The organism is Bifidobacterium sp. LCP19S3_E9 (assembly GCF_052121135.1).
In the GTDB taxonomy this organism is placed as follows: Bacteria; Actinomycetota; Actinomycetes; order Actinomycetales; family Bifidobacteriaceae; genus Bifidobacterium; species Bifidobacterium thermacidophilum.
Map to the genome: position 1 here is coordinate 161,021 of NZ_JBQKEV010000004.1, position 17,467 is coordinate 178,487.

The 17,467-nt window shown below is 60.9% G+C and carries 14 protein-coding genes and 1 tRNA gene; 9 read left to right on the forward strand and 6 right to left on the reverse strand.

Going from position 1 to position 17,467, the window contains the following annotated elements:
* Positions 1-369: 369 nt before the first annotated feature.
* On the forward strand, positions 370-2,835 hold the full coding sequence (locus ACTQYB_RS03465) for an alpha-L-arabinofuranosidase C-terminal domain-containing protein (RefSeq protein WP_441481889.1): 2,466 nt from the start codon (positions 370-372) through the stop codon (positions 2,833-2,835).
* On the opposite strand, the gene ACTQYB_RS03470 is transcribed toward ACTQYB_RS03465, so the two are convergent.
* Positions 2,810-3,028 (reverse strand): hypothetical protein, encoded by a 219-nt coding sequence (locus tag ACTQYB_RS03470; protein ID WP_321047038.1) that lies wholly within the window; start codon positions 3,026-3,028, stop codon positions 2,810-2,812. The two genes, ACTQYB_RS03465 and ACTQYB_RS03470, sit on opposite strands and share 26 nt — an antisense overlap.
* Before the next feature lie 59 nt (positions 3,029-3,087).
* Between ACTQYB_RS03470 and ACTQYB_RS03475 the strand changes: the two genes are divergently transcribed.
* Complete coding sequence (locus ACTQYB_RS03475) at positions 3,088-4,281, forward strand: SLC13 family permease (RefSeq protein ID WP_033506356.1); 1,194 nt, start codon at positions 3,088-3,090, stop codon at positions 4,279-4,281.
* A gap of 162 nt (positions 4,282-4,443) precedes the next feature.
* Here the strand turns inward: ACTQYB_RS03475 and ACTQYB_RS03480 are convergent.
* Positions 4,444-4,517 (reverse strand) — tRNA-Arg (locus tag ACTQYB_RS03480).
* Positions 4,518-4,921: 404 nt separating this feature from the next.
* On the opposite strand from ACTQYB_RS03480, the gene ACTQYB_RS03485 reads away from it, so the two are divergent.
* The 3 genes from ACTQYB_RS03485 to ACTQYB_RS03495 all read left to right on the forward strand — a co-directional run bounded on the left by ACTQYB_RS03485 (position 4,922) and on the right by ACTQYB_RS03495 (position 8,394).
* Positions 4,922-5,605 (forward strand): ABC transporter ATP-binding protein, encoded by a 684-nt coding sequence (locus ACTQYB_RS03485; protein WP_441481890.1) that lies wholly within the window; start codon positions 4,922-4,924, stop codon positions 5,603-5,605.
* Positions 5,606-5,698: 93 nt separating this feature from the next.
* Positions 5,699-6,916, forward strand: a complete 1,218-nt coding sequence (locus ACTQYB_RS03490; RefSeq protein WP_441481891.1) for a COG1361 S-layer family protein — start codon at positions 5,699-5,701, stop codon at positions 6,914-6,916.
* On the forward strand, positions 6,913-8,394 hold the full coding sequence (locus ACTQYB_RS03495; protein WP_441481892.1) for an ABC transporter permease: 1,482 nt from the start codon (positions 6,913-6,915) through the stop codon (positions 8,392-8,394). Before ACTQYB_RS03490 ends, ACTQYB_RS03495 begins: the two co-directional genes overlap by 4 nt.
* Positions 8,395-8,434: 40 nt before the next feature.
* Here the strand turns inward: ACTQYB_RS03495 and ACTQYB_RS03500 are convergent, their stop codons facing one another.
* Complete coding sequence (locus ACTQYB_RS03500; protein ID WP_441481893.1) at positions 8,435-10,360, reverse strand: 1-deoxy-D-xylulose-5-phosphate synthase; 1,926 nt, start codon at positions 10,358-10,360, stop codon at positions 8,435-8,437.
* A 243-nt stretch (positions 10,361-10,603) separates the two neighbouring features.
* Between ACTQYB_RS03500 and purE the strand changes: the two genes are divergently transcribed.
* The 4 genes from purE to ACTQYB_RS03520 all read left to right on the forward strand — a co-directional run bounded on the left by purE (position 10,604) and on the right by ACTQYB_RS03520 (position 14,086).
* Positions 10,604-11,101, forward strand: coding sequence for a 5-(carboxyamino)imidazole ribonucleotide mutase (purE, locus tag ACTQYB_RS03505; protein ID WP_026502227.1), 498 nt, complete (start codon positions 10,604-10,606; stop codon positions 11,099-11,101).
* Positions 11,085-12,254: a 5-(carboxyamino)imidazole ribonucleotide synthase gene (gene purK / locus ACTQYB_RS03510; protein ID WP_441481894.1), complete on the forward strand. Its 1,170-nt coding sequence runs from the start codon at positions 11,085-11,087 to the stop codon at positions 12,252-12,254. Before purE ends, purK begins: the two co-directional genes overlap by 17 nt.
* A 182-nt stretch (positions 12,255-12,436) precedes the next feature.
* Complete coding sequence (locus tag ACTQYB_RS03515) at positions 12,437-12,874, forward strand: Fur family transcriptional regulator (protein ID WP_441395141.1); 438 nt, start codon at positions 12,437-12,439, stop codon at positions 12,872-12,874.
* Positions 12,875-13,171: 297 nt separating this feature from the next.
* Positions 13,172-14,086 (forward strand): metal ABC transporter solute-binding protein, Zn/Mn family, encoded by a 915-nt coding sequence (locus ACTQYB_RS03520; RefSeq protein ID WP_441481895.1) that lies wholly within the window; start codon positions 13,172-13,174, stop codon positions 14,084-14,086.
* A 69-nt stretch (positions 14,087-14,155) separates the two neighbouring features.
* Here the strand turns inward: ACTQYB_RS03520 and ACTQYB_RS03525 are convergent, their stop codons facing one another.
* Genes ACTQYB_RS03525 through ACTQYB_RS03535 form a run of 3 tightly spaced genes read right to left on the reverse strand, consistent with a single transcriptional unit; the run spans position 14,156 to position 17,438 of the window.
* Complete coding sequence (locus tag ACTQYB_RS03525; protein ID WP_441481896.1) at positions 14,156-15,316, reverse strand: ABC transporter permease; 1,161 nt, start codon at positions 15,314-15,316, stop codon at positions 14,156-14,158.
* Complete coding sequence (locus ACTQYB_RS03530) at positions 15,313-16,185, reverse strand: ABC transporter ATP-binding protein (protein WP_052364587.1); 873 nt, start codon at positions 16,183-16,185, stop codon at positions 15,313-15,315. The genes ACTQYB_RS03525 and ACTQYB_RS03530 overlap by 4 nt, the downstream gene beginning before the upstream one ends.
* On the reverse strand, positions 16,182-17,438 hold the full coding sequence (locus ACTQYB_RS03535; protein WP_033491928.1) for a peptidoglycan-binding domain-containing protein: 1,257 nt from the start codon (positions 17,436-17,438) through the stop codon (positions 16,182-16,184). Before ACTQYB_RS03535 ends, ACTQYB_RS03530 begins: the two co-directional genes overlap by 4 nt.
* Positions 17,439-17,467: the final 29 nt, after the last annotated feature.

Consider the following 17,467-nt stretch of genomic DNA (forward strand, 5'->3'; position numbering starts at 1 on the left):
GATTATGATGAATCCATTTCGCGAGATATTGAGAACGGGTTCTGAATATCTCGCGTTCGATGGCCAAATCAGCGAGATATTGAGATTCCCGCACAGTGTTGTCGGTTCAACTCCGTCGAGCCGTACGGGGGATGGGCCGACCAGATCGGCGTGGCTCGGCGTGGGGCGATGGCTCAGTACTCGCGCATCTCCGGATTCCTGCACGTATGTATCTGCTCGGGCACAGGAAACCGGCAAGAGCGTCATAATCCATCCTGTCTGCCGCTGCGCATTGCTCCTCGAACAGCGTGGTGCCGCATGCGACACGCACATGCAACATCCGCCCTGCGCTACCGGGAAAATCGTCTCGTTTCGCCTACGATAGGAATCATGGTCACGGTAATGGTGGGTTCAGCTTCGCATCCGGTCAGCGACCGGCTGTATGGCGCGTTTCTTGAGGACATCAACATGTCGGTCGATGGCGGCCTGAATGCGAACGTGGTCAATAATTACAGCTTCGATGGCGTCTATCTCAAACACCACAGCATGCGCGCCCGCGGAACGGACCGGTGGCGCACTCAGGCCGATCCGTTGCGTTTCTGGCAGTTCCATGGGGTTTCGGCGACGAGTTACGGCACCCAGACGCGCGGCGAGCACGGGCAACGTATTGAAACATCCTGCCCGGCGCCTCCGCTGCACCCCAACAGCAGATACGTGCGTGTGACCCTGCCTGCGGGGCGGCGTGGCGCGGATATTGAAAACCTCGGGTACAACGGCGACGGAAAGCATGCCGGGGAGTGCGCGATTGCCATCAGCCAGGGGCATCGCTACGATTTCAGCGTCTACGCGCGTTCGGTCGCCGGGGTTATGACGCTTGCGGTGAGTGTTGTCAACGCTTCCGGGGTGGCACTGACCGACTGCGTGACATTGTCGTGCAGCGCCCCGGGCAATGACTTGTCCAGCGCCGCCGCTGCAGGGTCATGCGACCCGGATGATGCCGATTGCATCAACGGATGGGTTCATCTGACCTGTACGCTGTCGGGCTTGGCTTCGGGCTTGGGCAAGCTGCATATCGGCTTGATTGCGGGGGAAGATCGCGCGGGGGACTGCGCGTCCGCCGGCGATGGGGGAAATCCCGGTGAGGGGAATGCCGGCGATACGCGCGGGTATCGCGCACACGGGTACTCCGCCGGACTCTCCGGCATGGTTCCGGACACTGCGGATGGTCAATCGGGTGTTGCACCGAGACCTGCGCCAGCGGTTCGATCCAGCGCCGCGCCGACCAATGCGCAAGCCGTCTCGTCAACCACTGGATCAGGCGATATTGCAATCCCCGTGTCGGACACCGTCATCGATCTCGACTGTGTCGTCCTGATGGACTCGGACACGTGGGGCGCGGGCGACCCCAAATGGCGGTATGGCAGGTTCCGCCGCGACCTGGTCGAAGCCATCGCGGCGCTCAAACCCGCGTTCCTGCGGTTCCCCGGCGGCTGCATCACCGAAGGCGTCACGCCGGGCAACGAGTACCGTTGGAAAGACACAGTCGGCGCCTTGTATGCGCGTCGTCAGCAATACAATATGTGGGCCTTCCGCATGCCGGACGGCTCAAGCTATTCGCAAAGCTACCAGATCGGCTTCTACGAGTATTTCTGCCTGTGCGAGGATTTGGGCGCCAAGCCGCTGCCGACTTTGTTCGCGGGCATGACCTGCCAGTCGCCGTACCGAGACCCGCAGTCCATTCCTGTGGACAGCGAGTATTTCCGTGACGTGGTTGTTCAGGATTATCTCGATCTCATCGAATTCGCCAACGGCGATCCAGATGCCAGCCAGTGGGCGCGGGTTCGTCGCGATATGGGCCATCCGGCACCGTTCGGCCTCGATATGATCGGCATCGGCAATGAGAATTACGGCCAAGGGTATATGGAACGCTTCGATGCCATCGCCAAGGCGATTCACGAACGCTATCCGTCGATATTGTGCGTGATGAGCGCCGGGCTCTTCCCGTACCGTCTGTCCATGCGCCGGGCGTGGAATCATGCGCGTGATATCGCTGCAGGGCGTGGCGAGATGCTGTTGGCGTGTGATCCGCCGCTTGCCGGCAGCAGAATCATCGTGGACGAGCATTCGTACCACACGCCCGAATGGTTCGCCTCGCAAGCCCGCCGCTATGACGGCTATCCACGTGATTCCGTCGGCGTCATGGTCGGTGAGTATTCGGCGAACGGCTATCTCGCAGGGCGCAAGCAGGACAACGCGCATGCCAACACATGGGCATCCGCGCTCGGTGAGGCGGCGTTCCTCACGGGGTGCGAGCGCAACAGCGACGTGGTGCGCATGACGTCGTATGCGCCGCTGCTCGCACGCGTGCCGGGCAAGGGGTGGATGCAGAACCTCATCGAATTCGACGCGCGCACGGTGATGCCCACGCTCAACGCCGAAGTGGAGCAGCTGTTCGCCACGCATATCGGCCCGATGGCCTACCAATGCGAACTGGGGGATGCCGGGCATACCCGTGCCGGTAAAGCGGTAGGGAGCCGGCTGTTCGTAAGCGCCACCGGCGACGAATCGACCAGATTCATCAAGCTGGTCAATACGGGTGGCGATCGCATTGATGTCACGCTCGATATCTCCTTCGGCTTGCGATCGTTGGGCGCCCGTCCGCGCCGCGATTCGTGCCGGTTGCATGTGGTGCGTCTGTGCGCGGCTCCTGAGGCGCGCAATGTGCTTGGGGACGAGGGCGTATCCCATAGGGTGGCGGAACGTCGTGAGGATACATTCGCGATGGCCGGGCCGCCGGTAAGGTTCGCGTTGGGGTTGCCAGCGTATTCGGTCACGATGGTGACGGTGACGTTGTGACACGCGCGTGACGCGTGCCGTCCTCCGCGTCGTTCTCTACCGACCGGTCGGCTTCGTTCGGGCGCGCGATTGGCGGCATTTCGGCAATACTGGCGTATTTGCCGCCGACATTTTCGACGATGGTCGGAGCAATCCGCGCGAACACGCCGTCTTTGGCTTCAGCCTGCCGGATTTCCCCGCTAAGATTGGGCATGTCGCGGGTGCGGCATGTTGAATTCACCTAGGGTTCAACTCAAATTCACGGAGGACTGGATGCGACGTTGGTTGCTTGAAGTGGTCAAGAGTGAGACGATTCTCATCGTCGCTACGGTCCTTGCAATCATATCCTGTTTCGTGGTGCCCCCGGATGCCGAGTATCGCAGCTATGTGCATACCAAGACGATCGCCCAGCTGGTGTGTCTGATGCTGGTGGTGTGCGGATTCCAGCGCATCGGCGTGTTCCGCATGGTCGGCTCGCGTCTGCTGCGCATGGTGCGCACCCAGCGCGGTGTGGTGCTGGTACTGGTGTCGCTGACGTATTTTTCCTCGATGCTCATCACCAATGATGTCGCGCTGGTCACCTTCATCCCGTTCGCGATTTCCGTGCTCACGATGGCGGGTATGGAGGCGTCGGCCGTGCTGGTGGCGACGCTGATGACCGTGGGGGCGAATGTCGGCAGCATGCTCACCCCGGTGGGTAATGCGCATAACCTGTATCTCAAAGCGTTGTCAGGCATGCCGACCGGAAAGTTCCTCGGCATCATGGCCCCGTATTCGTTTGTTGCTGCGGTATTGCTGATTTTGGTGATTTCGGTGGCGTTCGGCGGCAAGAAAGTAAGCCGGTTCGCCGATCTTGACGGGGAGGATATCGAACGCGGGGTGCTTGCTCCGCAGCCAGACCAGCCGCAGCCTGACGAAATCCGCTTGACCGGCTATGGTGCCGGCCATGGCGGCTGGCGCGTGTGGGTGTATGCGGCATTGTTCCTGCTGTGCCTGCTGGTGGTGAGCGACCTGGTGCCGATCTGGGTGATGTGCGTCGTGGTGTTCGGCGTGTTCCTGTTCGCCGATCGCAAGGCGTTCCGGAAGGTCGATTGGGGGCTGCCGCTGACCTTCATCATGTTCTTCATTTTCATCGGCAATATGAAGCGCGTGCCGGCGTTCTACTCGCTGGCGGCGTCCTTGGTGGGCGGTCATCCGCTTGAAGTGGCGGTCGTTTCCAGCCAGATCATGAGCAATGTGCCGACGACGATTCTGCTGTCGGGCTTCTGCGATGATTGGACGCATCTGATCATCGGCACGAACCTGGGCGGCATGGGCACGCTGATCGCCTCGATGGCGTCCTTGGTCTCGTACAAGAACGTGACCCGGTGCTACCCGGACAGAAAAGGCCGCTACCTTGCCGTGTACAGCGCGGTCAACGTGCTGTTCCTTGTGGTGCTGGTCGGCCTGTCGTGGATCGTCGACTGACCTGCGCGCACCCTTCCCAAACTGTCTACGCTCACAGCCGTCTGAGCGTAGACAGTTTGGGAAGTGAATACGTGGGATAGCTGCGTTGCGTGGGGTGGTTGCGTGTGAGACCGCGATGACGGTTGGTGCAACGAAACGGCCGTGACGACCTTGATGGAAAAGTGACCCCGGTCGGATTCGAACCGACGACCTTGAAATTAGAAGTTTCCTGCTCTATCCAACTGAGCTACGGGGCCGTAAGACAACGTGTGCCATTATAGCAGCCATAGGGACGTGCGCCTGCCGACCACTGTGCGACTGCAACAACCCTCCTCGCCTGACGAATAATGTAGGGGGTGCGTGTTCACTGGCATCGTGCGGCGTATCACCGGCATGTCAAAGGTGGCGTATGGCGATTTTTCGGCATATACTCTGATGAATACTCGAATTCATGAATGCGGTACCGCTGTGTTGAGGTGCCGAGAGATGAGAAGGGACGCCTATGGCTTGGCTCGCGTCGCCACCTACGGCCAAAACGGATGCTTCGGATGCGCCGACTGCATCGGCTGCACCGGCAGTGCCGGATACATCAGTCGCGCTAGCGCCCCCGGCTCTTCAGCCCAAGCGGCACAACGGCACGCATCCCGCCTCAGAACGCCCGATGATCGAAGTACGCAACCTGCGCAAGGAATACGTCATGGGCACCGAGCGCGTCATCGCCCTCGACCGGATCAACCTCGATATCGCGCGCGGCCAGATCTGCTGCATCTACGGTGAATCCGGTTCAGGCAAATCCACGCTGCTCAACCAGCTCGCCGGTATGGAACACCCGACGCGCGGAGGAGTGCGGATCGGTGGCATCGTTGTCTCGCGGCTCGACGAGCGCGAACTCGCCGAATTCAGGCAGAAGCACATCGGTTTCGTTTTCCAGTCCTACAATCTGCTCCCTGGACTCAACGCCGTCGAAAACGTCGCGATGCCGCTCATGTTCCGCGGGGTGCCACGCGAGGAGCGCGAAGCCCGGGCGCGGGCGATGCTCAGACGCGTCGGGCTCGGCAAACGTCTGAACCATTACCCCTCGCAGATGTCCGGCGGCCAGCAGCAGCGTGTTGGTATCGCCCGCGCGTTCGTCACCCGCCCGCAGGTCGTGTTTGCCGACGAGCCGACTGGCAATCTTGATTCGAAGACGAAAGTCGACATTATGGATATGATTCGCGATTTCGCCCGCGAGAATGGCCAGACCATCGTGCTGGTCACGCATGACGACCATATGGCCGCCTATGCGGATCGCATCGTCACCTTGTTGGACGGGTGTATCGTCCATGACACCGAGCAGGACAGATAGCCTGATAACTCACGCAACCGGGCGGTCCCACGTCAATTGCGCAGCAACATTCCTCAACAGCAAGCTTTTCGAAAACCAGAGAGAAAGACCACCATGAACCGTCCCCGAACTATCGCCGTCAAGCCGATTATCACGCTCATCGCGATCGCCGCCCTGATTGTGGCCTGCGTGTCTGCACCCGTCTGCGCGATGGCGTCCGGACAAGCCGCCGCGGCGGCAGCCGATACTATCGTCGCCGGGGATGCCGGCACCCGGCATGCCACACCCGTTGACGACACCGACCAGTCCGCCGGTGATTCCGGGCAGAGCGCAGCCCCCATCGCTGGTCCGGTGCCGAATGTCATCATCACGAATTTCACCTACGGTGACGGTTCCGTTTCGGCAGGTGGCAAGTTCGACCTCGGATTCTCCTTCCAGAACAAGGGGTCGGTGGCCGTCCAGAATATGGTTATCAGCGTGGACGGCGGTGACGGGCTGACCATCGCCGGCGGCACGAACACCTTCTACGTGCCCCAGTTGGCCGCGGGCGCCACACAAAGCCAGACCGTGCCAATGCAGGCCCTGATCGACGCGAAAAGCGGTGCACAGGCAGTGGTCGTCAGCTTCCGTTACGAATACGTGGATGCCGGCCAGCGCAGCTCCAACAGCGTGGACGAGAAGATCTCCGTGCCGGTCAGCCAGCCCGACCGCTTCCAAATCAACGACCCCGTCATTCCGGATGACGCGCAGAACGGCCAGGAAAGCACCATTACCCTCGCCTATGTGAACAAAGGCAAAGGCGATATCTCGAACGTCGAAGCCACCATGGACGGCAAGGGCTTCGATACCGTGTCAAAGACACAGTATCTTGGCAACGTCGCCTCCGGCGGCAGTGGAACCATCGCCTATGCGTTCACACCCACGGACAGCGGGGATTTGGACGCGAAAATCACTGTTACGTATGAAGATTCCGACGGTCAGCAGAAAACCAAGGAATTCCCGGTCAAACTCACGGTCGCCGAACCCACTCCCGCCATGGACGACACTGCGGCGGACGTACAGGACGAACAGCCGGGCACACCTGTCTGGCTGCTGCCCACGGTCGCGGCCGTTGCGATTGTAGCGATTGTCGTGATTGTGGTGCTCGTGAAGCGTCACCGCAAGAAGAAGCGTTCAGCGATGGACGAACAGTGGGATGACTGGCAGGATGACCAGAACGGCGGCGACACGCCGGAAGCGCAGGGGCACGCCTCCGATACCCCTGCCGCGGATGATACCGACCGACAGGCTCCCACTGAGGTGATCGCCCCGCAGCCGGGGGAGCGCTCATGAGATTCTCCGACCTTGTGCACCTGTGTCGGCAGAACCTGTTCCGCCGCAAATCACGCACCATACTCACCGTGCTCGGTGTGGTGGTAGGCTGCTGCTCCATCGTCACCATGGTCTCGCTCGGCAGCGGCATCGACGAACAGAACAAGCAGATGCTCACCTCGATGGGCGATTTGACCATCATCACCGTCACCGGTACGAACAGCACCGGCGGCATGCAGGCTGCCGGTCCTATGGGGATGGCTGACAGCTCCGGAACGACGACTGCGCGGCTCGACGACAAGGCCGTCAAGGATTTCCGCTCGTTGCAGTACGTCGCCGCAGCCACCGGCCATATCACCTACCCGTCGGCGAGACTGACCGCAGGCCCCGCCAACCGGTACACCAGTGATGCCGGATCGATCGAGGCCATCGACATGGCCCAGTTCGACGCCATGGGGTACAAGCTGGTCTCCGGGCACAAACCGGAGCGACAAGGCGAGGTGCTTGCCGGACAGTACACGGCATACGATTTCGCAGATAGTTTGCGCCCTGAAGGCGACAACTACCGGGTGGCCCCGATGAATGTCGCCGAATCCTGCACCGCTGAGGAGCGCACCAACGGCTGCCGGGACAAGTCGGACGTACAGGACCCGTTCTTCAATATCCTTACGACCAAAATCACCGTGGCTGCCGCACCCTCCGACGATTCCGGAAGCACGTCGTCATCGTCCACCGCCACCACGACGGAAACGGCATCGGCTTCCGGTTCCGGCACACAAATCCAGGTTTCCGGACTGCTCAAGGAAGATTATGGCAAGGGGCAAGCCACATCATCCGGTCTGCTCATGGACATCGCCACGTTGAAGGACCTTGTCGCGAAAATCCAGTCAGGTGCGACGACGAGCTCGCTGGCGTTTGATTCGGCGCTCGTGCGCGTGCAGGACATCGACCATGTCGCGGACGTCGAATCCCAGATCAGGACGATGGGGTTCACCACATCCTCGAGCCGGGACATGCTCGACTCGCTCAAGGAGCAGACCCGCTCGATTCAGCTGATTTTGGGCGGTATCGGTGCGGTCGCGCTGGTGGTCGCCGCCATCGGCATCGCCAACACCATGGTCATGTCCGTCACCGAACGGGTGCGTGAAATCGGTATTATGAAAGCGCTCGGCTGCACGGTCCATGACATCCGTGCGATGTTCCTCGTGGAAGCCGGCGCGATCGGCGTCATCGGCGGGGTGATCGGCTGTCTGGTGAGTGCGCTGATTTCCTTGGCCATCAACCTTATCCGCTATGGAGGCGTCAGCGCGGAACACCTGCAGTGGGCGATTCTTGGCAACGGGACCGCCGACGAAGCGGCGCGGGTCTCGGTGATCCCATGGTGGCTGTACGTGTTCGCCATCGCCTTCGCCACGCTTATCAGCCTGATTTCCGGGTTCGGACCGGCGAACAAGGCGGTGCGCGTGCCCGCTCTCGACGCCATCAAATCGAATCAGTAGGCCGGTACAATCCGGGTTGTCATGGCAATCCGAAAAGACGCTACTCGCAAAGATGCTGCCGCAACGCGGAGCGGATGGCCTGTTCAACCTGCGGTGCGGTCAGGCTGTACCGCTTGTATAGGTCCTGCGCGGGCACGCGGTCGGTGAATTCCTTGGCGGCCCCGAAGTTCAGCACGCGCATACACTTGTTACCATCCGCAGAGTTCAGGGCATCCTGGTTCGCGTAATACGCGGTCACTTGCTCGCCCCAACCGCCGGACAGCTGTGCATCCTCGAGCGTGACGACCAGCGAATGACGCTTGCGCAACGCCTCAAGGCACGCGGTGTCAAGGCTGGTGCACTGCTGCGGGTCGATGACGGTCGCGTCGATTGTCGCCACTCCGCCATCGCGAGATTCTGCCAAATCCGCTGCGATACGTTCGGCGAGCGGATACATGTTGCCCAAACCGAGGATCGCGACATCCGCGCCCTGTCGGGTCACCCGGTACCGGGCGAACGGCGTGTCGGCGTTGGCATCCTTGCTGCCCGCATTCGCTGCCGTTACGGCACCGCGATATCGCGGATACGCAACGCCGTCGCCCTCAGCGTCCCGTTCGGCGGCAAGAATCGGCTCGCCTGGCACGCGGATTGCGACCGCCCCATGCTCGCGCGATGTGGTCGACCAGTCAAGCATCGACAGGAATGCGTCCCCGCTTGTCGGCGTCAGATATGTCAGGTCGGGGATATTCGCGAACATCGGGATGTCGAAGGCTCCGGAATGCGTGTTGTCGGCGCCGGAAATGCCTGCGCCGAACACCAGAAGCGTCACCGGTGTCCCGTTGAGCGACAATTCCTGTTGCAACTGGTCGAAGGTGCGCTGGAAGAAGGTCGCGCTGGTTGCGAGCACCGGTGTGCCGCCGGCTTTCGCGATACCCGAGGCGAACGCGACCGCATGCTCCTCGGTGATGCCGGTATCCACGTAATGGCTGCCCGCCCGCTCGCGGAACTCACGTGTGATGCCGTTCGACCCCGGGGTGGCAGGGGAGATGACCACGAGCCCCGGCTCGCTGGCGAACCGCTGTTCCAGCCGTGCCATCGCCAGCTGCCCGTAGTGCTTGCGTGCACCGAGAGGATTGCCTTGGGCTGCGAGCGGGTCCTGCCAGTGGTTGGCCTCACAGCGGCCTTCCTTTACGCCGGCGGCAGCATCCTCGGCGTCAAGCCCCAGCCCTTTGGCGGTATGGATGTGGATGACGATCGGGTGGTCGATATCCTTGACCTGGCTGAACGCCTCCACGAGCGCGGCCACATCGTTGCCGTCCTCGACATACCGGTAATCAAGGCCGAAAGCGTTGAAAATATTGGGCTGCGAGGTGCCGCCGGATGCGCGCAGCCGGGCGAGCTGCCCGTACATGCCGCCGAAATCCTCGGCGATGGACATCTCGTTGTCGTTGACGACGATGATCATATTCGTGCCCTGCTCGGCCGCGTTGTTGAGCCCTTCGAACGCGATGGCGCTGCTCAGCGACCCGTCGCCGATGACGGCAATCACATTGCGCGTGCCGCTTGTGCCGTCAAGCCCGCCCATGAGATCGCGGGTTTTCGCGAGCCCGCACGCCAGCGAAATCGAAGTTCCGGTGTGACCGAGCACGAACATGTCATGCTTGCTTTCCTCGGGGTTCGTGAACCCGGTCACCGTGCCGAACAGCCGTTCGTCCATATAGGCCGGCGCACGCCCGGTGAGCATCTTGTGCACGTAGCTTTGGTGGGAGACGTCGAAGACGATTTTGTCGAGCGGCGAATCGAACACGCGGTGCAAGGCCACAGTCGCCTCCACCATGCCGAGGTTCGAGCCGATATGCCCACCGTGCAGTTTGCCGTACCGCACCAGCGTCGTGCGGATTTCCTGGCACAGGGCCGGCAGATCCTTGGAATCAAGCGCTTTCACGTCGGCGGGGCTCGAAATATGCTCCAGAAAACCGCCAACCATACGCTTGCTCCTTCCGTTTGTCCCAAATGTGAGATTGTAGACTACGCGTGGCGTGATGATTGAGTGCGGGGAAAATACCCCCAGTTTCTTCGTAAATCGCGTGCACGATGATTTCGCGGCATATCCGTACTGCGCATCCGTGCCGCATATCTCTGCCGTATATTCAGGTTGTGCACAGCTGTTTTTCGAAGCCGTTGCGTAGAGTGGTTCCATGCGTCCACTCTGTCCGATCTGGAGGTAGGAATGGCTGAAGAAACGCCGCAAGTTGCTGTGATTATGGGTTCGGCGAGCGATTGGGAGACCATGAAGCACGCCTGTGAAATGCTTGACCAGTTCAAGGTGCCGTACATGAAGCAGGTGATTTCCGCCCACCGTACGCCTGAGCTCATGGCTGATTTCGCGCATTCCGCGCGTGACAAGGGTATCAAGGTTATCATCGCCGGCGCCGGCGGGGCAGCCCATCTGCCTGGTATGGTCGCCGCGCAGACCACGTTGCCGGTCATCGGCGTGCCGGTGCGCTCGCATGCACTGTCTGGCTGGGATTCCCTGCTGTCCATCGTGCAGATGCCCGGTGGCATCCCGGTCGCCACCACGGCGGTCGGCAATTCCGGTGCTACGAACGCCGGCCTGCTTGCGGTGAGCATCCTGAGCATCACCGATGGGCGTCTGGCCGACGAACTCAAGGCATATCGCGAAAGCCTCAAGGAGAAGGTGGCACAGTCCAATGCCGAGCTTGTCTGAGGAAACCAACGGCCGTATCAAGTATCTGGAACCGGGTTCGACAATCGGCATCGTCGGTGGCGGTCAGCTGGGCCGCATGATGGCCCTGTCCGCACGCCAGATGGGTTTCCGTATCGGCGTGCTCGATCCGACGCCGAACTGTCCGACCGCCCAGGTGGCCGATTTCCAGGTGACCGCCGCATATGACGATGTCGCCGCGATTCGTGAGCTGGCCGAACGCAGTGATGTGCTCACCTACGAGTTCGAGAACGTTGATGCGGATGCGCTGGATGATGTGCGCGACCTGGTGGCCATCCCGCAGGGTACTGATCTGTTGCGCGTGACCCAGGACCGCGTCCATGAGAAGACCTTCATCAACGAGCATGGTACGGCGACGGCCCCGTGGCGGCAGGTCGACAGCATCGAGCAGCTCGGCTCGGCCCTTGATGAGATCGGTTATCCGTCGGTGCTCAAAACCCGTACCGGCGGCTATGACGGCCACGGTCAGACCGTGCTGCACGGGCCGGACGATTTCGCTGCGGTGCGAGAGCGTGCGCAGCGTGAGGGCATGTTCCCGCCGTCGATCTTGGAAGGTTTCGTCGATTTCGCGTTCGAAGCCTCGATTCTGGTGGCCGGCAACGGGCAAGACTACGTGACGTTCCCGATGGTGCGCAACGAGCATCGCAACAACATCCTGCATATGACGATCGCCCCGGCGGCCGTCTCGCCGGAAGTGGAGCGCGAGGCACATGAGTTGGCTGTCAGGCTGGCCAAGGGCTTTGAACTCTCCGGCATTCTCGCGATTGAGTTGTTCGTCACGAGGGACGACCATGTGATCGTCAATGAGTTGGCGCCGCGCCCGCATAATTCCGGGCATTACACCATCGAGGCGTGCTCGGAGAGCCAGTTCAACGAGCATATCCGCGGGATTGCCGGCTGGCCGCTGCCCAAGCCGCGACTGCTCAGCCCGGCTGTCATGGTCAATGTGCTCGGCCAGCATGTCGCGCCGACACGCGCGCTCATCCCCGAACATCCTGAATGGCATTTGCATGATTACGGCAAGGCCGAAGTGCGTGAGAACCGCAAGATGGGGCATATCACCGTGCTGTGCGATGACACCCGGGCAGCTGTCGAGGCGCTCGAAGCGACGGGATGCTGGGACGATTTGCGCTGAATCGGGCTGATGTACGCTGATTGCGCGTGATTGTGTATCAAGCACTGTTCGATGGCCGGCATACTGGAGACGATATGCCGGCCGTCGGCGTACCGGGCTTGCCCCGGGTGCGGGTTGGTTGTACTATCGCGGTGCAGTTCGTTCGTGATGGTTGTGATGTCCGGTTATGAGAGGGCGTGAATATGAGTGAGCATGGTGTTGCGCGGCATACGCGGCAGAAGGACGCGTTATTGCAGCAGTTGCGAGGGTGCGAGGGTTTTGTCTCGGCGCAGGAACTGCATCGCAGGCTCACTGATTCCGGGGCGTCCGTCGGGCTTGCCACGGTGTATCGGCAGCTCAATTCGCTTGCCGAATCCGGTGCGGTGGACACTGTGCGACTGGATGGGCAGCAGATGTTCCGTATCTGCGACGATGATTCGCATCATCATCATTTGATTTGCAGCGGTTGTGGGAAAACCATCGAAATCGAGCCGCCGGATATGGAGTGGATGCGCCAGATCGCCCGTTCCCATGGCTTCAAAATCAATTCGCATACTTTGGAGATTTTCGGCCTGTGCTCTGATTGCCAGCATAAGCGTGCCACACAGTCGGTCAGCGACTCCGCCGCCGAACGCCGGTAGGCCCCGTCCTCCATTTCCGCCGACGCTGAGCATGTTGTCAGTGTCGGCGGTCTGTTTCTGCCGACGTTGAGGTGTCGGTCAGTGTCGGTAGAGGGTTGGGGTTCTGTTTCTGCCGACGCTCACCGCCGTGTCAGTGTCGGTGGAAGGTTGTGCGTACGCTGCGGGGGTTGTCAGCGTAGGCAGACAGGGTCTCGACACGCTGTAATTGATAATAATTATCATTAACGATAATCTGGTGTCGTCAGATGATGCGGCAATCCGTCGCATCGCATCACCAAGAGAGCATCAGGAGCAGATATGACGGGAATCAGGAAGTATCGACGTATTGCACAGGCGACGGTATGTATCGCAGCGGCGGGATTGATTGTCGCGATGGGGGCGTGTGGGTCAGCGAACACGACCGCGTCCAATACGTCAGGTTCGCTTCACGTGGTCGCCAGCATCAACCAGTGGGGTTCAGTCGCCAGTCAGATCGGCGGTTCCCGCGTCAACGTGACCAACATCATCAACAGCACCGCGGTCGAAGCACACGATTACGAGCCGACCAGCGCCGACATCGCAGCCTTCTCCAAGGCCGACGTCATCATCGTCAACGGCGCAGGATACGACAGCTGGGCAACAAAAGCCGCAGCATCCACGAAAGCGCAGGTCGTGAACGCGGCCGAAAGCGGCGGCAAACACGACGGCGACAACCCGCACGTATGGTTCTCCGCAGCCGTTCGCACCGCGACGGCCAAAGCGATCGCCGCGGCCTACGAGCAGCGTGACGCCGCCCACGCCAAGGAGTACAGCAAGCGGCTTGACGCGTGGCAAAACAAGGAGAACACGTTGGAATCCGCCATCGCCAAAGCCAAGCGCCGGCTCAACGGCAAGAAGTACGCAGCCACCGAGTCCGTGGCGGCTTATCTGGCTCAAGATTTGGGTTTGGTGGATGCCACCCCGGCCGGATACGCGCAGGCGGTCGCCAATGAAAGCGAACCCGCCTCCGGAGATGTCACTGCATTCAGCAAGCTACTCCAGACAGGTTCGGTGGCGTTGCTGGTGGTCAATACCCAGGAATCCAACGCCACAACCAAGCAGCTGATTGCATCTGCACAGCACGACGGAGTACACCAAGTCAAGCTCACCGAGCAGATGCCCAAGCAATACAGCACGCTGACCGATTGGATGACCGCGCTGGTCGCATCGTTCGCAACAGCCGGGAAGGCCTGAGCCGGCATCAGACACCCAAAACAGGCGATTTCCCGGCTTCGTTCACGAGGCCACGCCCTTCGCACCCGTTCACGACGACCGCAGCAGCATCGCCGGGTCGATTCTCGCTGCCCTCCACGCGGGAATGATCCCGGCGATCGCCCCGGTCACTATGCCGAGCGGGGCGACAAGCAGAACGGTTGAAGGCAGCAGAAACACCCACGACCGCGCGGCGGCTGTCACTGCTGCAATCACCGCTCCGATCAGCATGCCGCCGGACGCGCCGATTCCGCCAAGGATGATTGCCTCACACAGGAACTGCATCGATTCTTTCCACGCCGGCATACCGAGCGCCAGATTGATGCCGATTTCCCGTCGTCTTTCGGTGATTGCCATTTGCATGGTGTTGACGATGCCGAACGCGGTAACCACCGCCAGTACCGCGGCGATGATGGTGCTGGTGTTGTGCGCGTCGGCTAGTAAGCTAGCCCGCAAAGTGGCAGGGTTGCCGGGGGCTTTGACCGTTACGCTTTGCGGATTGGACGGGTTGAGCATCCGGGGGAGCACTGCAGCGACCGCGGTGATATCCGCGGAAGCGGCGTTGCAGATGATGGTCCGGTTCTGTGGGCGTAGTCCCAGCTGTTTTGCCGTGCGTGGCGACAGGAATATGGATGCGGACAGGCTCGCCCCGTTCGACTTGTCGGCGACGATGCCAGTCACGCCTACGGATACGCCGTTGATGGTGATGGTCGGTGTGCGTTGTTCCATGCTGATACCCAGCTCTTTGGCGACCCTTTTGCCGAGCGCGGCGGTGAAGACATCGGCGTCGATATCCGTAGGCAAACGTCCGGCGATACTTTTCCCGCCGATTGCTTCCACACCTTGCGGCGTGCCTATCACGGCCGAAGTGGTGACAGTGGTATGCCATTGCGGTGATTTTACGGTCAGCTGGCTTGCGGCATCGTTGATGAGTGTGCCCGCGCTGGTGATCGCCGTTGCTGGCTTGAGCCGGTGGAGCATGTCCTGTTCGCTGTATTCCCAAGCATTGGCGCTGTTGATGGTTGCGGTGATGCTGGATCCTTGGAGCTTTTCGAAGCGTCGCGCGGTTTGCGCTGCGGAGCTTTCCGAAATGCCGAGCAATGCGACGAGGGTGGCAGAACAGACGACAATCGCCAGAATGGTGGCAATGGAGCGTTCGCGACGCCTGCCCAGGGCGAGGAGCGCACGGGTGATGACGTTTGTCGGTGTCATGGCTTCTCCTTGTCTCGGGCGTGGAAGTCGGAATCGAAGCTGGCAATGTCATCGGTATCGGGGTTGATATCGGCGTCGGCGACAACGTTGTCGTTCCTGCCGTCATTGTCGTAATATCCGCCTTCCTTGGCATGTCCGTCGATGATGGTGATCTGCCGGTGGCATTGTTGCGCGATATGCGGATCATGGGTGACGATGACAAGCGCTGATTGCGGTGTCAGCAGTTGTGTCAGCAGTGTGACGATCCCCGCTGAGTTCTTCGAATCAAGATTGCCGGTCGGCTCGTCGCACAGCAACAGCTTGGGATGCACAGCGATTGCCCTGGCGATGGCGGCGCGCTGACATTCGCCGCCCGACAGCGTGGTGGGGTAATCGTCGATCCTATGGCCGAGCCCGACCTGGTCAAGCAATTCCCGTGCCCGGCTTGCGGCCTGTCTGCCGCGAACCGACTTGATTGCCAACGCATTGAGGATATTCTCCCGAACCGTCAGGTATTCGATCAGGTGGAAGGACTGGAAGACGTAGCCGATGCTGTTTCGCCGCAATGCGGCCAGCTGCCGCTTGCTTGCCGTGGTCGTTTCAACGCCGTCGAAAAGGTAGGATCCCGATTCCGGGGTCGCGAGAAGTCCCATGATGGCGAGCAATGTCGACTTTCCCGAGCCTGACGGCCCGGTGATCGCCACGGATTGGCCTGCGCTGATGCTCAACGTGACATTGTCCAACGCCTGGGTGTTGGGTGGGAACCATTGGTTGATGCCGGTCATGGCGATGAGTGGTGCGGCTTGCCGGGGCGTGCTCGTGTCGCTGCCAATATTGTCTCCTGCACCGGTGTCTGCGCCGATATTCATGATGCCGTTGTCTGCGTTCATGCTGCGCCATCCTGCTTCGGCAGCGTTACGACCGTCCCGGCTTTGGCTTTCGACGCGTTCGATGTGAACGAGCATCTGCCCGCGTAGCAGTAATCTGTGGTGATGGAGATGTGTGTGCCGTTTTTCGCTTCCAACCACAGCTTCTTGCCGCTTCCCCGGATGGCGACGGCATCGACGCTGAGCGTATCCTTGGCGCTGGTGGCGATGGTGACCGTTATATCGGCGCTGGTCGCTGTTACGGGAATGCTCTTGCCGTCATCGAGGGTGAAGCCGTACGTCAGCGTCTGCGATGCCTGGTCGCCTGCATCGTCTTGCGTGGGGCTTTGTTGACTGGTGTCGCCGCTTTGATTCGCGTCATCGCTTGCGGTTCCGTCACCGGTGGTCGAAGTGGCATTCATGTTGGCGGTATCGCCAATCTGCTCGCCGACGGTTCCCGTAATCGAGGAATCCTGATTGAAGGCATGCTTGCCGATCGGGTCTTTTGGTGATTCCAGTATGCCTGCGGCGATGGAAAGCTGCCACGTTCGTTCGCTTGAAGTGATTGTGCAGATGGTGCCGGTGGCGGTTTGCCCGGCGCTCCCGCATTGGTTCGCCGCGCGAAGCGGAAACAGCGGTGCAAAGACCACGGTGTTCTTCGGTACACCGGTATTGGCGATGGCGTCGCCCGCTACGGTGTTGCCTTCGGCGTCCGTCGGCTGGTACCCATGGGCGGAAAGAAAATGATACCAAGCGGCTGCGGTGCTTTGCCCGTATGTTCCCGCCGTATCCCAGATGGAGTATCCCAGCCTGCGCAGCGCATCCTGCAATTGCGAGACATCGGCGCCGGAAGAACCTGGGGCGATGCTCCGCCATGCCGGGACATTGCCTTGCAGTGCGACGATTGGGTGCTCGTCGATTACGGCGAGCACGGTGCCTTCTGGCAGGTCCTGTCCATCGGCTTTGACTCCGTCGCGAGTGACGGTTCCTTGCGCCGTCACCGTCTGCGTGTGAGATGCGACCGCGGTGAGTGTAGCGGATACCGTATTGGTTACGGGCGCGCCGGAAATCGTTGTCGTTGCGACGATTTCCGGCGATGTCTGCTGCTGTTGACGCATGGTGTACACGCCGAGCGTGAGTACTGACGTTCCGGCAATCAGCGCCGCGACGAGCAGCACCGCCAGGAGTATCGTGGCAAATCCCGGTAGTGCTTTGTTCTTGCGCTTGTGAGTGGTGGTTGCGATCTGGTCTTGTGGTATGTCACTCGATGTGGTCATGATGGTCGCGCTCGCGTGGTCTGGGCTGT

Excerpts from the sequence above, each read along its gene's own strand:
- ACTQYB_RS03465 (WP_441481889.1), top strand. The coding sequence starts at position 370 with ATGGTCACGGTAATGGTGGGTTCAGCTTCGCATCCGGTCAGCGACCGG.
- ACTQYB_RS03470 (WP_321047038.1), bottom strand. The coding sequence starts at position 3,028 with ATGCCCAATCTTAGCGGGGAAATCCGGCAGGCTGAAGCCAAAGACGGC.
- ACTQYB_RS03475 (WP_033506356.1), top strand. The coding sequence starts at position 3,088 with ATGCGACGTTGGTTGCTTGAAGTGGTCAAGAGTGAGACGATTCTCATC.
- ACTQYB_RS03485 (WP_441481890.1), top strand. The coding sequence starts at position 4,922 with ATGATCGAAGTACGCAACCTGCGCAAGGAATACGTCATGGGCACCGAG.
- ACTQYB_RS03490 (WP_441481891.1), top strand. The coding sequence starts at position 5,699 with ATGAACCGTCCCCGAACTATCGCCGTCAAGCCGATTATCACGCTCATC.
- ACTQYB_RS03495 (WP_441481892.1), top strand. The coding sequence starts at position 6,913 with ATGAGATTCTCCGACCTTGTGCACCTGTGTCGGCAGAACCTGTTCCGC.
- ACTQYB_RS03500 (WP_441481893.1), bottom strand. The coding sequence starts at position 10,360 with ATGGTTGGCGGTTTTCTGGAGCATATTTCGAGCCCCGCCGACGTGAAA.
- purE (WP_026502227.1), top strand. The coding sequence starts at position 10,604 with ATGGCTGAAGAAACGCCGCAAGTTGCTGTGATTATGGGTTCGGCGAGC.
- purK (WP_441481894.1), top strand. The coding sequence starts at position 11,085 with ATGCCGAGCTTGTCTGAGGAAACCAACGGCCGTATCAAGTATCTGGAA.
- ACTQYB_RS03515 (WP_441395141.1), top strand. The coding sequence starts at position 12,437 with ATGAGTGAGCATGGTGTTGCGCGGCATACGCGGCAGAAGGACGCGTTA.
- ACTQYB_RS03520 (WP_441481895.1), top strand. The coding sequence starts at position 13,172 with ATGACGGGAATCAGGAAGTATCGACGTATTGCACAGGCGACGGTATGT.
- ACTQYB_RS03525 (WP_441481896.1), bottom strand. The coding sequence starts at position 15,316 with ATGACACCGACAAACGTCATCACCCGTGCGCTCCTCGCCCTGGGCAGG.
- ACTQYB_RS03530 (WP_052364587.1), bottom strand. The coding sequence starts at position 16,185 with ATGAACGCAGACAACGGCATCATGAATATCGGCGCAGACACCGGTGCA.
- ACTQYB_RS03535 (WP_033491928.1), bottom strand. The coding sequence starts at position 17,438 with ATGACCACATCGAGTGACATACCACAAGACCAGATCGCAACCACCACT.